Origin of the sequence: Georgenia daeguensis (assembly GCF_039537705.1) — a bacterium.
GTDB lineage: Bacteria > Actinomycetota > Actinomycetes > Actinomycetales > Actinomycetaceae > Georgenia > Georgenia daeguensis.
This window is the reverse complement of record NZ_BAABBA010000005.1, coordinates 148,005-161,368: the sequence shown is the minus strand read 5'-3', so window position 1 is coordinate 161,368 and position 13,364 is coordinate 148,005. Positions and strand designations below refer to the sequence as shown.

At 74.3% G+C, this 13,364-nt stretch carries 13 protein-coding genes; 10 read left to right on the top strand and 3 right to left on the bottom strand.

Features of this window, described 5'->3' with window-relative positions; all coding sequences use genetic code 11:
* Positions 1-92: 92 nt before the first annotated feature.
* The 3 genes from ABD774_RS06855 to ABD774_RS06845 all read left to right on the top strand — a co-directional run bounded on the left by ABD774_RS06855 (position 93) and on the right by ABD774_RS06845 (position 3,489).
* Positions 93-1,139 (top strand): substrate-binding domain-containing protein, encoded by a 1,047-nt coding sequence (locus tag ABD774_RS06855; RefSeq protein WP_345039148.1) that lies wholly within the window; start codon positions 93-95, stop codon positions 1,137-1,139.
* A gap of 81 nt (positions 1,140-1,220) precedes the next feature.
* Complete coding sequence (locus tag ABD774_RS06850) at positions 1,221-2,483, top strand: Gfo/Idh/MocA family protein (RefSeq protein ID WP_345039146.1); 1,263 nt, start codon at positions 1,221-1,223, stop codon at positions 2,481-2,483.
* A gap of 1 nt (position 2,484) precedes the next feature.
* Complete coding sequence (locus tag ABD774_RS06845; RefSeq protein ID WP_345039144.1) at positions 2,485-3,489, top strand: sugar phosphate isomerase/epimerase family protein; 1,005 nt, start codon at positions 2,485-2,487, stop codon at positions 3,487-3,489.
* A gap of 132 nt (positions 3,490-3,621) precedes the next feature.
* Here ABD774_RS06845 and ABD774_RS06840 read toward each other — a convergent pair whose 3' ends face one another.
* Complete coding sequence (locus ABD774_RS06840) at positions 3,622-5,265, bottom strand: DNA repair helicase XPB (protein WP_345039143.1); 1,644 nt, start codon at positions 5,263-5,265, stop codon at positions 3,622-3,624.
* A gap of 198 nt (positions 5,266-5,463) precedes the next feature.
* Between ABD774_RS06840 and ABD774_RS06835 the strand changes: the two genes are divergently transcribed.
* The gene (locus tag ABD774_RS06835; protein WP_345039141.1) at positions 5,464-5,943 is read left to right on the top strand and encodes a pyridoxamine 5'-phosphate oxidase family protein; all 480 of its coding nucleotides are present in this window, start codon (positions 5,464-5,466) and stop codon (positions 5,941-5,943) included.
* Here the strand turns inward: ABD774_RS06835 and ABD774_RS06830 are convergent.
* Positions 5,940-6,656 carry a glycosyltransferase family 2 protein gene (locus ABD774_RS06830; protein ID WP_345039139.1) on the bottom strand — a complete coding sequence of 239 codons (717 nt, stop codon included), beginning with the start codon at positions 6,654-6,656 and terminating at the stop codon, positions 5,940-5,942. The genes ABD774_RS06835 and ABD774_RS06830 overlap by 4 nt on opposite strands.
* A gap of 41 nt (positions 6,657-6,697) precedes the next feature.
* On the bottom strand, positions 6,698-7,357 hold the full coding sequence (locus ABD774_RS06825; protein WP_345039138.1) for a DUF2238 domain-containing protein: 660 nt from the start codon (positions 7,355-7,357) through the stop codon (positions 6,698-6,700).
* A gap of 161 nt (positions 7,358-7,518) precedes the next feature.
* Here ABD774_RS06825 and ABD774_RS06820 point away from each other — a divergent pair, with 161 nt between their 5' ends.
* The 6 genes from ABD774_RS06820 to ABD774_RS06795 all read left to right on the top strand — a co-directional run bounded on the left by ABD774_RS06820 (position 7,519) and on the right by ABD774_RS06795 (position 13,352).
* Positions 7,519-9,063 carry an SDR family oxidoreductase gene (locus tag ABD774_RS06820; RefSeq protein WP_345039136.1) on the top strand — a complete coding sequence of 515 codons (1,545 nt, stop codon included), beginning with the start codon at positions 7,519-7,521 and terminating at the stop codon, positions 9,061-9,063.
* Positions 9,053-9,940, top strand: a complete 888-nt coding sequence (locus ABD774_RS06815; protein WP_425554493.1) for a TspO/MBR family protein — start codon at positions 9,053-9,055, stop codon at positions 9,938-9,940. Before ABD774_RS06820 ends, ABD774_RS06815 begins: the two co-directional genes overlap by 11 nt.
* A gap of 425 nt (positions 9,941-10,365) precedes the next feature.
* Positions 10,366-11,181 (top strand): DUF4397 domain-containing protein, encoded by an 816-nt coding sequence (locus tag ABD774_RS06810; RefSeq protein ID WP_345039133.1) that lies wholly within the window; start codon positions 10,366-10,368, stop codon positions 11,179-11,181.
* 15 nt (positions 11,182-11,196) lie between these two features.
* A complete protein-coding gene (locus ABD774_RS06805) occupies positions 11,197-11,943 on the top strand; it encodes a class F sortase (protein ID WP_345039132.1) in 747 nt (248 codons plus the stop codon).
* Between the two features lie 55 nt (positions 11,944-11,998).
* Positions 11,999-12,556, top strand: a complete 558-nt coding sequence (locus tag ABD774_RS06800) for an RNA polymerase sigma factor (protein WP_345039129.1) — start codon at positions 11,999-12,001, stop codon at positions 12,554-12,556.
* Positions 12,543-13,352: an anti-sigma factor gene (locus ABD774_RS06795; RefSeq protein WP_345039127.1), complete on the top strand. Its 810-nt coding sequence runs from the start codon at positions 12,543-12,545 to the stop codon at positions 13,350-13,352. The genes ABD774_RS06800 and ABD774_RS06795 overlap by 14 nt, the downstream gene beginning before the upstream one ends.
* Positions 13,353-13,364 lie beyond the last annotated feature (12 nt).

The window sequence follows — 13,364 nt, the reverse complement described above, 5'->3', positions numbered from 1 at the left end:
CGGCGGTGGCACCGCCCCGGCCGCCGTTCACCCAGACCCTGACCGACCGACACCCCCGACCACACCGTTCCCCCACGTCAAAGGAGACCACCATGTCCCTCCGTCGCCTCGCCGCCCCCGCGGCGCTGATCGCCTCCGCGGCGTTGCTGGCCGCCTGCACGTCCAACGCCCCCGAGGAGACCGCCGACACCGCGAACGGCGGCGGGAACGCCGGCGTCGCGGCCGGCGCCAACGACGAGCCCGGTGAGACCGTCACCATCGGCTTCTCCGCCCCCGCCGCCGACCACGGCTGGATGGGTGCCATCACCTCCGCCGCGGAGGACGAGGCCGCCAAGTTCGAGGACGTCGACCTCCAGGTCGCCGAGGGCACCAACGACGTCAACCTCCAGATCTCGCAGGTCGAGACCTTCATCAACGACGGCGTCGACGCGATCGTCCTGCTGCCCTTCGACGGCGCCGCCCTCACCGAGGTGGCGACCGAGGCGATGGAGGCCGGCATCCCGGTCATCAACGTCGACCGCGAGTTCTCCCGCCCCGAGGCCGCCCGCGTCACCGTCCTGGGCGACAACTACGGCATGGGCCGCAGCGCGGGCCAGTACGTCTGCGAGCGGCTCGAGGGCCAGGAGGACGCCGTCATCGCCGAGATCGCCGGCATCGACAACCTGCCCCTGACCCAGGATCGGAGCCAGGGCTTCGCGGACGCGCTCGGCGAGTGCGGCCTCGAGGTCTCCAACCGTGTGGCGGCCGACTTCACCGTCCAGGGGGGCGAGTCGGCGACGGCGAACCTGCTCCAGGCCGCCCCGGAGATCGACGCGATCTGGAACCACGACGACGACCAGGGTGTCGGCGTCCTCGCGGCCATCGAGAACGCCGGCCGCGACGAGTTCTTCCTCGTCGGCGGTGCCGGCTCGAAGAACATGATGGACAAGATCAAGGCCGGCGACTCCGTCGTCGAGGCCACCGTCATCTACCCGTCCACCCAGGCCGCCGATGGCATCCGCCTCGCCCGCCTGCTGGCTCAGGGCAAGGCCATGGGCGACCTGGTGGAGGTCGAGGTGCCCCGCCTCGTGCAGCTCCACGCCCCGGTGGTCACCGCCGACAACGTCGACCAGTACCTGCCCACCGCGTTCCAGTCCTGACGCCGACGACCCGGCCCGGGCCGACCGAGGCCCGGGCCGGGTCGGCCGCCGCGTCCGGAACCGGTGCGAGAGGAAGACAACATGAGTGAAGCAGCACGCCGCCCCCTGCGGGTGGCGATGGTGGGGTACGCCTTCATGGGGCGGGCCCACTCCCAGGGCTGGCGGGTCGCCCCGAGGTTCTTCGACCTCCCCCGCGAGCCGGTCATGCAGGTCCTCGTCGGCCGCTCGCCGGAGCGGTCGGCGGAGGCCGCGCGCACGCTCGGCTGGGCAGAGGTGGAGACCGACTGGCGCCGGGTCGTCGAGCGCGACGACGTCGACCTGGTCGACATCTGCACGCCCGGGGACACCCACGCCGAGATCGCCACCGCCGCGCTCGCGGCCGGCAAGCACGTCCTCGTCGAGAAGCCGATGGCGAACACCCTCGCCGAGGCCGAGCAGATGGCGTCCGCCGCGGCGGATGCCGCCGCCCGCGGGGTGCTGTCGATGGTCGGGTTCACCTACCGGCGCGTCCCCGCGCTCACGCTCGCCCGGCAGCTCGTCGCGGAGGGGCGTGTCGGCGAGGTCAGGCAGGTGCGCTGCCAGTACCTCCAGGACTGGCTGGCCGACGAGAGCACGCCGCTGTCGTGGCGCACCGACAAGGCGAAGGCCGGCTCCGGGGCGCTGGGGGACATCGGGGCCCACATCGTCGACCTCACCCACTTCATCACCGGCCAGCGCGTCGCCGGCGTCTCCGGCCGCCTCGACACCCTCGTGAGGGAGCGGCCGGTCGCCGAGAGCTTCGCGGGCCTGAGCGGCCGGGGCGGCGCCGGGCGCGGCCCCGTGACCGTCGACGACGTCGCCATGTTCACCGGCGAGCTCGCCGGCGGCGCCCCCGCGGTCTTCGAGGCCACCCGGTTCGCCTGGGGCCGCAAGAACGCGCTGCGCATCGAGGTCAACGGGTCCGCGGGGTCCCTGGCGTTCGACTTCGAGGACATGAACGTCCTGCACTACTACGACGCCCGCGAGCCCGCGCGCACCGCCGGCTTCCGGCGGATCGTCGTCACCGAGCCCGACCACCCCTACACGGGCAGCTGGTGGCCGCCGGGGCACGGGCTGGGCTACGAGCACGGGTTCGTCCACCAGGCCGTCGACCTGGTCCGGGCGATCGACGCCGGCGAGCAGCCCACGCCGTCCTTCGACGACGGGCTCGCCGTCCAGCGGGTCCTCGACGCCGTCGAGCGCTCGGCCGGGCGCCGCAGCGAGTACACCGAGATCCCCGAGCACCGCCGGGCCGCCGAGGCCGCGGCACCTGCGGCCGCCGACCATGACGTCCCCGCCCCCGCGGGGCAGAGCCGAGGAGAGTGAGATGGCACGACCGATCACGCTGTTCACCGGCCAGTGGGCCGACCTGCCGTTCGAGGAGGTCGCCCGCCTGGCGTCGCAGTGGGGCTACGACGGGCTCGAGATCGCCTGCTGGGGCGACCACCTCGACCCCTGGCGCGGCGCCGAGGACGACGCCTACATCCAGGACCGGCTCGACATCCTCGACCGGTACGGCCTGAAGGTCTGGGCGATCTCCAACCACCTCAAGGGACAGGCGGTCTGCGACGACCCGATCGACCAGCGCCACCGGGACATGCTGTCCGACCGGGTGTGGGGCGACGGCGACCCGGAGGGCGTCCGCCGGCGGGCGGCCGAGGAGATGAAGCTGACCGCACGCACAGCGGCGCGTCTCGGCGTCAAGACCGTCGTCGGCTTCACCGGGTCGGCGATCTGGAAGTACGTCGCGATGTTCCCGCCTGTCTCCGCCGAGCTGATCGACGCCGGCTACCAGGACTTCGCCGACCGGTGGAACCCGATCCTCGACGTCTTCGACGAGGTCGGCGTCCGCTTCGCCCACGAGGTCCACCCCTCCGAGATCGCCTACGACTACTGGACGACGGTGCGCACGATGGAGGCGATCGGCCACCGCGAGGCGTTCGGCCTGAACTGGGACCCCAGCCACTTCGTCTGGCAGGACCTCGACCCGGTCGGGTTCATGTGGGACTTCAAGGACCGCATCTACCACGTGGACTGCAAGGACGCGAAGCGCCGGGTGGGCAACGGCCGCAACGGGCGGCTCGGCTCCCACCTGCCGTGGGCGGACCCGCGCCGCGGCTGGGACTTCGTCTCCACGGGGCACGGCGACGTGCCGTGGGAGGACTCCTTCCGCATGCTCAACACCATCGGCTACGACGGCCCGATCTCCGTCGAGTGGGAGGACGCCGGGATGGACCGGCTCGTCGGCGCGCCGGAGGCCCTGGAGTTCGTGCGCTCGCTGGCGTTCGCGCCGCCGTCGGCCGCCTTCGACGCGGCGTTCAGCACGCGCTGAGCCGCCCCGGCTCGGGCGACACGTCGGTCGGCGCCTCCGGGCGCCGGCCGACGGCGCGAGACGCCGCACCGTCCGACGGGAACGGACGAGGACCCGCAGAACCGCTCGGAGCAGCGCGGTGCGGGTCGCTCCTCAAGCCGTGGCGAGGTCCTCCGCGTCGATGATCGTGTACGCGTATCCCTGCTCGGCGAGGAACCGCTGCCGGTGCGCGGCGAAGTCCTGGTCCACGGTGTCCCGGGCGATCACGGCGTAGAAGTGCGCCGTCCTGCCGTCCGCCTTCGGCCGCATGAGGCGCCCCAGGCGCTGGGCCTCCTCCTGGCGCGACCCGAACGACCCCGACACCTGCACGGCCACGGACGCCTCCGGCAGGTCGATCGAGAAGTTCGCGACCTTGGAGACCACGAGCACCTGGATCTCCCCGGTGCGGAACGCGTCGAAGAGCCGCTGCCGCTCGGTGACCGTGGTCTGCCCGGTGATGAGCGGGGCGCCGAGCGACTCGGAGAGCTCGTCGAGCTGGTCGAGGTACTGCCCGATCACCAGGGTCTGCTCACCGGGATGCCGCTCGAGGATCTGGCGGACGATCTTCGTCTTGCCCGGCGCGGACGCCGCCAGCCGGTACCGCTCCTCCGGCTCGGCCGTCGCGTAGACCAGACGGTCGTGCTCGGGCAGCGTCAGGCGGACCTCGACGCACTCCGCGGGCGCGATGTAGCCCTGCGCCTCGATGTCCTTCCACGGCGCGTCGTAGCGCTTGGGGCCGATGAGCGAGAACACCTCGTCCTCGCGCCCGTCCTCGCGCACGAGCGTCGCGGTCAGCCCCAGCCGGCGCCGGGCCTGCAGGTCCGCCGTCATCCGGAAGATCGGCGCCGGCAGCAGGTGCACCTCGTCGTACAGGATGAGGCCCCAGTCGTGGGCGTCGAGGAGCTCGAGGTGGGTGTAGACGCCCTTCCGCCGGGTGGTGAGCACCTGGTAGGTCGCGATCGTGACCGGCCGGACGTCCTTGCGGGCCCCGGAGTACTCGCCGATCTCGTCGTCGGTCAGCGTCGTACGCCGGACCAGCTCCTCGCGCCACTGCCGTGCCGAGACCGTGTTGGTCACCAGGATCAGCGTGGTGGTCTTCGACCGCGCCATCGCCCCGGCACCGACCAGCGTCTTGCCCGCCCCGCAGGGCAGGACGACGACGCCGGAGCCGCCGTGCCAGAAGGTGTCGACGGCCTCCTCCTGGTAGGGCCGCAGGTGCCAGCCGTCCTGCTCGAGGTCGATGGCGTGCGCCTCGCCGTCCACGTAGCCGGCGAGGTCCTCGGCGGGCCAGCCGAGCTTGACCAGCACCTGCTTGAGGTGGCCCCGCTCGGACGGGTGGACGACGACGTCCTCGTCGTCGATCCGCTCGCCGAGGAGACCCTTGACCCGCTTGGAGCGCAGGACCTCCTCGAGCACCGGCCGGTCGAGGGCGTGCAGGACCAGGCCGTGGGTGGGGTGCATGACCAGCTGCAGGCGCCCGTAGCGGTCCATCGTCTCGGCGACGTCGACCAGCAGCGCGTGCGGCACCGGGTACCGGGAGTACTCGATGAGCGCGCTGACCACCTGCTCGGCGTCGTGCCCGGCGGCGCGGGCGTTCCACAGGCCGAGCGGGGTGAGCCGGTAGGTGTGCACGTGCTCCGGGGCGCGCTCGAGCTCGGCGAACGGGGCGATCGCCCGGCGGGCCTCCGTGGCGCGCGGGTGGTCGACCTCCAGCAGGAGGGACTTGTCGGACTGGACGATCAGCGGGCCGTCGGGCATCCGTCCATTGTCGTGCGTCGCGGGCGGCGGGGGCCACCGCGGGGACGGGGCAGGGACGTGATCCGCGCGACCCCGGCGCGCCGGTGCGCCCCGCTCCCACCCGTGCCGCTGTCCCCGACGCGCGGCCCGGGACGGCCGCACCTAGCGTGGGAGGGCCGGCGGCACCGGCCGTCCGGACGACGTCGAGAGGAGACACCCGTGACCGACAAGGACCCCCGAACCAAGGTGACGGACCTGATCAAGGGCATCCGCACGGCCATGGTCACGACCACCACCTCCGGCGGTGAGCTGCACTCCCGGCCCCTCGCCACGCAGGACGTCGACTTCGACGGCGACGTCTACTTCATCGTCGAGCGCGACAGCAGCGTCGTCACCGACGTCGCCGCCCACCCGCGGGTCAACGTCGCCTACGCCGGCGACTCCTCGTGGGTCTCGCTGTCCGGCACCGCCCGCGTGCTCGACGACCACGCCAAGCTGGCCGAGCTGTGGAACACCTTCACCGACGCCTGGATGCAGGGCGGGCCCGAGGACCCGCGCAACGTCCTCCTCCACGTCTCCGCCGAGTCCGCCGAGTACTGGGACTCGCCGGGCGCCAAGGTCGTCCAGCTGGCCAACCTCGTGAAGTCCAAGGTGACCGGCAGGCGGGTGGAGGGCGACTCCGGGACCGTCGAGCTCTAGCCGGACGGCCGGAGCCTGACAGCCCACCGCTCCCACGGCGGCAGGTCCTCCCAGTTGAGCAGGATGGTGCGCCACGCACGGCGCATCCGGCGGCGCCACTGGGCCCGGCCGCGCACCGACCGGCCGGAGACACGCACCCGCAGCGTCCGGTCGAGGACGATCCGGCGGTGGGGGCCGAGCACGAACGCGAGGTCCAGGTCGTCGTGGAGCTCGGGGTCCTCGGTGTGCACGGCGGCCCGGACCTCGTCCCAGGCGGAGCGGCGCACCGCCATGTTGGACCCCCACAGGGCGTGGTGGCCCAGCGCGGCGTGGCACAGCAGGTAGTACGCGCCGAGGTAGGCCCAGGTCGCCGGCCGGGCGGCCGCCGCGGGGAGGCCGTAGAACCGGCCGGTGCCCGTGACGGCGACCGGAGCGTCGTCGGCGCCCATGATCTCCGCGATGCGCTCCACCCAGTCCGGCCCCACGACCGTGTCGGCGTCGAGCCGCGCGACGACGTCGCCGGTGGCCGCGTCGTAGCCGGCCGCCGCGGCCCGGGGGATGCCCGCCACCGGCTCGTGGACCACCCGCGCGCCGAGCTCGGCGGCCACCGCGGCGGTCCCGTCGGTCGAGCCGTTGTCGACGACGATCACCTCCGCCGGGGCCGTGCTCTGCCCCGCGAGCGCCGTGAGGCACACGCGCAGGGCGGGGGCGTCGTCGCGGGCGGGGATCACCACGCTGATCCGCGGGGTGACCGGCCCTCTCGTGCGAGAGCCCGTCACACGACGGCCCGCCGCGTCGCCAGCCACCACGCCGCGACGGCGGCGCCCAGCCCGCCCGCCGCGAGGTCACCGGCCGTGTCGGCGGCGCTGACGTAGATGGCCGGGTCCAGGTAGAGGTGCCCCGCCCACTCGCCGAGCTCCCACACGACGGCGAGCGAGATCCCCGCGGCGACGGCGACGGCGCCCAGCCCGCGCCGCCCTGGCCGCCCGGGCGCCGGGGCCGGGAGCAGGGCGGTCCGCGCGAGGAGGACCACCGCCAGCACGGTGAGCAGGCCCGTGGCCACCACGTGCACGACGACGTCCAGCCACCACCACCGCTGGTAGAGCTGGAGCAGTGCCGCCCACGCCGCGACGAGAAGCGTGCTGCACGTGAGGAGCTGCAGGCCCCCGGACAGGCGGAGCACCCGCGCGAGCGTGACCCCGAGCAGCACCAGGGCCATGAGCGACAGGCCGACGCCGCCCCAGGGGAGCGCCGCAACCATGGAGAGGGCCGTGAGCACGCCCACGCCTCGCACGAGGGTCCGTACCGCTGGCCGCCCCGGGACCTCGAGCACCTCCCGGGCCCGCTCGCGCAGCGGGCGGACGTCCTCGGCGGCGCCCCCCTCCGGCGTGCGGGGGAGGGCGTCCGCGCGCTCGCGGTGCAGCGGAGAGGCCATGCGGACCTGCCAGGCGCGTCGAAGGGCGTGGTGCGTCGTCGAGAAACCTATGCGAGGGCGGCGGCCGGGACCATCCGAGCGGGGCGCGGGTCGTCGGGACCGGCGGCTGGCGCCGCGGCTCACCGGTGGCCGGTCCCGCGGGCGCGGCACAGACTGGCGCCATGACCGAACCGAACGGCCGGACCGAACCGAACGGCCGGACCGACGCCGACGTGCGGCCCTCGCCCTCCGGAGCGGGCCGCCTCGCCCTCGTCACCGGCGCCACCGGCTACATCGGCGGCCGGCTCGTCCCCGAGCTGCTGCGCGCGGGGTTCCGCGTGCGTGCCATGGCGCGCCACCCCGACCGCCTGCAGGGCCGGGACTGGTTCGACGACGTGGAGGTCGTGCAGGCCGACGCCCAGGACGCCGACCAGATCGCGGCGGCGATGGACGGCGTCGACGTCGCCTACTACCTCATCCACTCCCTCGGCTCCGGTCCCACCTTCGAGCAGCGCGACCGGAGCACGGCCCGCGCGTTCGCCGTCGCCGCCCGCGAGGCCCGGGTGGGGCGCATCGTGTACCTCGGCGGGATGCACCCCGAGTCCGAGGACCTCTCCCCGCACCTGGACTCGCGGCGCGAGGTGGGGGAGATCCTGCTGGCCTCCGGCGTGCCGACCGTCGTGCTCCAGGCGGCCGTCATCATCGGTTCGGGCAGCGCCTCCTTCGAGATGATGCGCTACCTCACCGAGCGGCTCCCCGCGATGGTGGCGCCGAAGTGGCTGAACAACCGCATCCAGCCCATCGCAGTCCGGGACGTGCTCCGCTACCTCGTGGGCGCCGCCGACATCCCGCGCGACGTGAGCCGCACCTTCGACATCGGCGGCCCGGACGTGCTGACGTACCGGGAGATGATGCAGCGCTACGCCGCCGTCGCCGGCCTGCCGCCGCGGGTCATCCGCACCGTCCCGGTGCTGACGCCGAAGCTCGCCAGCCTGTGGGTCGGGCTCGTCACCCCCGTGCCCGGCGGGCTGGCGAAGCCGCTCGTGGAGTCGCTGATCCACGAGGTGGTGGCCAAGGAGAACGACATCCGCCGGTACGTGCCCGACCCGCCCGAGGGGCTGCTCGGCTTCGACCGGGCCGTGGAGATCGCGCTGCAGCGGGTCCGGGAGTTCGAGGTCGCCACCACGTGGTCCTCGGCCTCGCCCGCGCACGCGCCGAGCGACCCGCTGCCCGACGACCCGGACTGGGCCGGCGGCAGCCTCTACATCGACGAGCGCGAGACCGTCGTCGACGCCGACCGGGCCCGCCTGTGGGAGGTCATCGAGGGTATCGGCGGCGCCCAGGGCTGGTACTCCTGGAATCTCGGCTGGGTGGCGCGCGGCGTCATGGACAAGCTCTTCGGCGGGCCGGGGCTGCGCCGCGGACGCCGCCACCCGCACGAGCTGGCGGTGGGCGACGCCCTCGACTGGTGGCGGGTGGAGAAGATCGAGGAGGGCCACCTCCTCCGCCTCCGCGCGGAGATGCGCCTGCCCGGCCTCGCCTGGCTCGAGCTCGTCGCCGACCAGGACGACGGCCGCACCCTCTTCCGCCAGCGCGCCATCTACCACCCGCACGGGCTGCTCGGGCAGGCGTACTGGTGGGCCGTCTACCCGTTCCACGGCGTCGTCTTCGGCGGCATGCAGCGCAACATCGCCAGGGCCGCGGAGAGGCACCCCGGTGACGCGTGACCCCGGCGCGGTGGGCCGCGGGCGGGCGACGGCGCAGCCCGCCACCCCGGCACGTCCGACCTCGGGGGACCGGCTGCGCCAGGCCGGCGTGACGCTCAGCTACCTGCTGTGCCTGGTGGGATCCGCGATCGGCGTCGGCGCGTTCGGGGGCACCCCGATCGCCGAGGCCGCCGGCGGCGCGCTCTCCGCCGACGCCACCCACCTCGCCCCGGCGACCGGCGCGTTCTCCGTCTGGTCCGTCATCTACGCCGGGCTGGCGGCCTTCACGCTCTGGCAGTGGCTGCCCGGGCAGGCGGCCAGCCCGCGCCAGCGCCGGACCGGCTGGTGGGTGGCCGCCTCGATGCTGCTCAACGCGGCGTGGATCCTCGTGGTCCAGGCCGGCTGGCTCTGGCCCAGCGTGCTCGTCATCGCCGTCCTCCTGGCGGTGCTGGCGCGAGTCTTCGTCGGCCTCGTGCGCACGCGGCGCGGCGGCTGGCTCGAGTCGGTGGTCGTCGACGGCACCCTCGGCCTGTACCTCGGCTGGGTGAGCGTGGCCACGTGCGCCAACATCGCCGCCGCCCTCGCGGCCGCCGGGTTCGACGGCCTCGGCCTGGCGCCGGAGGTCTGGTCCGCCGTCGTCCTCGCCGCGGTGGCCGCGGTGGGGGTGGGGCTCGCGATCTTCGGGCGCGGACGGCTCGCGCCCGCGGCCACCATCGTGTGGGGCCTGGCCTGGATCGCCGTCGGCCGCACCACGGGTGAGCCGTTCTCGCCGCCGACGGCGGTCGCCGCGCTCGTCGCGGCGGGGGTGGTGGCGGTGGCGACGGTGGCTCTGCGCCTCACGCGCGGACGTCCCGCCGGCCCCGCGGGCCGCCGGACGGGTACACCAGCCGGCGGGTAGTCCGCGGGGCGCCCGCTGAGGGTGCCGGGTAGTCCGCGGGGTGTCTGCCCAGGGTGCCGGGTGGTCCACGGGGTGTCTGCCCAGGGTGCCGGGTGGTCCGGACGGCAGCCCGGCCGACGGGAAAGTGATCCTGCGCAGATGAAGTCGGTCCAGGCTCACTTCATCTGCGCAGGAGCACTTATTGCTGACCCCCGGTGCCGACGCGGGCTGGGGTGCGGAGGCGGGTGCGGGTGAGGAGGCGGGCGGGGGTGCGGAGGCGGGCTGGGGTGCGGAGGAGGGCCTGCACACCACCAGCTGATCCCCCGAGCTCGGTCGCCGAAAAAAACTGCTCCGGCGAATCTGCATCCGCGGAAGCACCCCCGCCGGAATACCTCCATGTCAGCACGTCCCGCTCCCGAACGGGGGCACGACCATGGAGGACCATCATGCGCAAGACAGCTGCACTCGGCGGAGGTTTCGGCCTCGCTCTGCTCGCCCTCGCTGCTTCTCCGGCCGCGGCGGACAACCACACCGCCTCGCTCTCCGTGCTGCACGGGGTGCCCGACCTGACCGTCGATGTCTACGTCAACGGTGAGCTCACCCTCGACGACTTCACCCCCGGCGAGCTCGCCGGGCCCCTCGAGCTCGCGCCGGGCACCTACACCGTCGCGATCACCGCCTCCGACGCCGCGGACGACAGCCAGCCGGCGATCGGGCCGGTGGACCTGCCGCTCGAGGCGGGCGCGAACTACACGGCCGCCGCCCACCTCGACGCGGAGGGCAACCCGACGGCGACCCTCTTCACCAACGACACCTCACCCACCGCACCGGGGGAGGGACGCCTGACCGTCCGGCACATCGCCGCGGCACCGGCGGTCGACGTCCTGGCGGGTGACCAGGCCGTCATCACGAACCTGTCCAACCCGGACGAGTCCGCGCTCGACCTGCCGGCCGGGGTGGTCCCGGCGGCCGTCGCCGCGACCGGGACGACCGACCCGGTGATCGGGCCGGCCGACGTGGAGGTCGCCGACGGCGTCGCCACCTTCGTCTACGCCTGGGGCAGCCTCGAGGACGGCAACCTCGCCCTCGCCACCCAGACGATCGAGGGCCTGCACTCCGCCCCGGGCGGCGTGCCCACCGGTGAGGTCCAGGTGACCGAGGAGGCCGGGATGTTCCCGGCGGCCTGGGCTGGGCTCGCTCTGGCCCTCGGCACGGCCGGCGTCCTGGGCGCCCGTCGCCTCGCCGTCGCCCGCCAGCGCTGAGAAGGAGGGCGGGACATGCGCACCGTGACCACGACCATCGCGGCCCTGCTGCTCGGCCCCGCCCTCCTCGCGGGCTGCTCGGACCTCTCCGGGCAGCCCGCCACCACGACCGCGGTGCCGGCCGAGTCCCCCAGCTCGGCCGGCACCGCCCCCGCAGCCCCTGGGACGGCGTCCGGTGAGCCCGCCGAGCCGGCCCCCCGGACGGCAGCGTCGAACGTGCCCACACCGTCCGGCGTTGCCCACCAGGCTCCGGCCGCGGCGGAGATCCCGGTGCGTAACGCCCGGCACACCGGTCAGATCTCCGCCGCGCCGGAGCCGCCCATCCGTCTGGTCTACGACGCGCTGGGGATCGACATGCCCGTCGCCCCGGTCGGCGTGGCCGAGGACGGCCAGATGGAGGTCCTCCCCGACGCCCTGGAGGCGGGCTGGTACCGCTTCGGCCCGACCGTCGGCGAGAAGGAGGGGACCGCCGTCGTCGCCGCCCACGCCGGCTCCTACGTCACCCCGCGCGGCCCGTTCTACGACCTCAAGGACGCCCGGCCCGGCGACCGGGTGGAGGTCACCCGGGCCGACGGCGTCGTCCTCGCGTACGAGGTCACGACCGTCGAGAACGTCGGCAAGGACGTCATCGACCTCGAGCAGTACTTCCGCCGCGACGGCGCTCCCCAGCTCGTCCTGTTCACGTGCGGCGGGCGGTGGGACGATGCGCGGCAGAGCTACGACGACAACGTTGTGGTGTCGGCGAGGCCCCTTGATGGGTAGTCTCACCGCCACGGCGGGCATTCCCCCGACCGGTGCACGGCCGAGGGAGGTGCGTGTGGACGACGACGACGCCCGCGTCGCCCTCGAGGCCGCCTTCCGGGAGGGGCGTCAGGAGGCGGTGCGCGAGCTGTACGAGCGTTACTCCCCGCTGGTCTACACGATCGCGCGCCGCTCGCTCGGCTCGGTGGCCGACGCCGAGGACGCGACGCAGCAGGTGTTCGTGGCCGCCTGGCGCGGGCGCTCCGGGTTCGACCCGGCACGCGCACCGCTGCAGGCGTGGCTGGTCGGCATCACCCGCAACACCGTCGCCGACCTGCACGCCAGGCGCGCACGGGAACGGCGAGCGGCGGACGCCGCGACCCGCACGGTGGAGGAGGTCGCGCCGCCGGCGGACGATCCCACGCGGGTGGTCGACCAGGTGGTGGTCGCCGACGCGCTCGGGGACCTGGGGGAGCCGCAGGGGGAGATCATGAGACTGGCGTTCTTCGACGAGCTGACGCACGTGGAGATCGCCGACCGCGTCGGGCTCCCGCTCGGCACGGTGAAGTCGCACATCAGACGGAGCCTGGGACGGTTGCGCACGAGGCTGGAGGTGGCAGATGTCGCATCTTGACGACGAGACGGTCGCGCTCCGCGCGCTCGGCGAGCACATCGGCCCCGACGCGGAGGCGCACCTGGACGAGTGCGAGCGCTGCCGGACGGAGGTCGCCGCGCTCGAGCGGGTGACCGTGTCCGCCCGGGGCGGCGGCGGCGCCGGGACCCTCGAGCGGCCGGGCGAGCACGTCTGGCAGCGGATCGCCGCCGAGCTGGAGCTGGCGGAGGGACCTGCGCCCGCGGAACAGGCCGCCCCGGCCGCCCGGCCGGTCGAGCCTGTGCGGCCCGTCGAGTCTGTGCGGCCGGCCGAGCCCGTGCGCCCGGCCGAGCGCGTGCGCCCGGCCGAGCCCGTGCGCCCGGCCGAGCGCGTGCGCCCGGCGGGCGCGCCGTGGTGGCAGCGCCGGACCGCGTGGGTCGCGGCCGCGAGCTTCCTCGTGGGGGTCGGCGGCACCGCGCTCGCCATGAACCTCGCGGACACGGAGCCCGAGGCGCCGGTGGTGGCCACCGCCGTGCTGGAGCCGCTGCCCGGCCGCCAGGTCACCGGCACGGCCGCCGTGCACCAGGTGGACGGACGCCGCGTGCTTCAGGTCGACCTCGCCGACCCCGGCGAGGCCGGGTACCTCGAGGTGTGGCTCCTCGACGCCGACGCCCAGCGCCTCGTCAGCCTCGGCATCCTCAGCGGCGCGGAGGGCGTCTTCGACATCCCGGAGAGCCTGGACATCGGTGAGTTCCCGGTGGTCGACATCTCCGACGAGCCGTACGACGGCAACCCGGCGCACAGCGGGGACAGCATCGTCCGGGGCCGGCTGGTCTGACGATGGTCCCGC

Coding starts and splice junctions, on each gene's coding strand:
- ABD774_RS06855 (WP_345039148.1), top strand. CDS start 93: ATGTCCCTCCGTCGCCTCGCCGCCCCCGCGGCGCTGATCGCCTCCGCG.
- ABD774_RS06850 (WP_345039146.1), top strand. CDS start 1,221: ATGAGTGAAGCAGCACGCCGCCCCCTGCGGGTGGCGATGGTGGGGTAC.
- ABD774_RS06845 (WP_345039144.1), top strand. CDS start 2,485: ATGGCACGACCGATCACGCTGTTCACCGGCCAGTGGGCCGACCTGCCG.
- ABD774_RS06840 (WP_345039143.1), bottom strand. CDS start 5,265: ATGCCCGACGGCCCGCTGATCGTCCAGTCCGACAAGTCCCTCCTGCTG.
- ABD774_RS06825 (WP_345039138.1), bottom strand. CDS start 7,357: ATGGCCTCTCCGCTGCACCGCGAGCGCGCGGACGCCCTCCCCCGCACG.
- ABD774_RS06820 (WP_345039136.1), top strand. CDS start 7,519: ATGACCGAACCGAACGGCCGGACCGAACCGAACGGCCGGACCGACGCC.
- ABD774_RS06810 (WP_345039133.1), top strand. CDS start 10,366: ATGCGCAAGACAGCTGCACTCGGCGGAGGTTTCGGCCTCGCTCTGCTC.
- ABD774_RS06805 (WP_345039132.1), top strand. CDS start 11,197: ATGCGCACCGTGACCACGACCATCGCGGCCCTGCTGCTCGGCCCCGCC.
- ABD774_RS06795 (WP_345039127.1), top strand. CDS start 12,543: ATGTCGCATCTTGACGACGAGACGGTCGCGCTCCGCGCGCTCGGCGAG.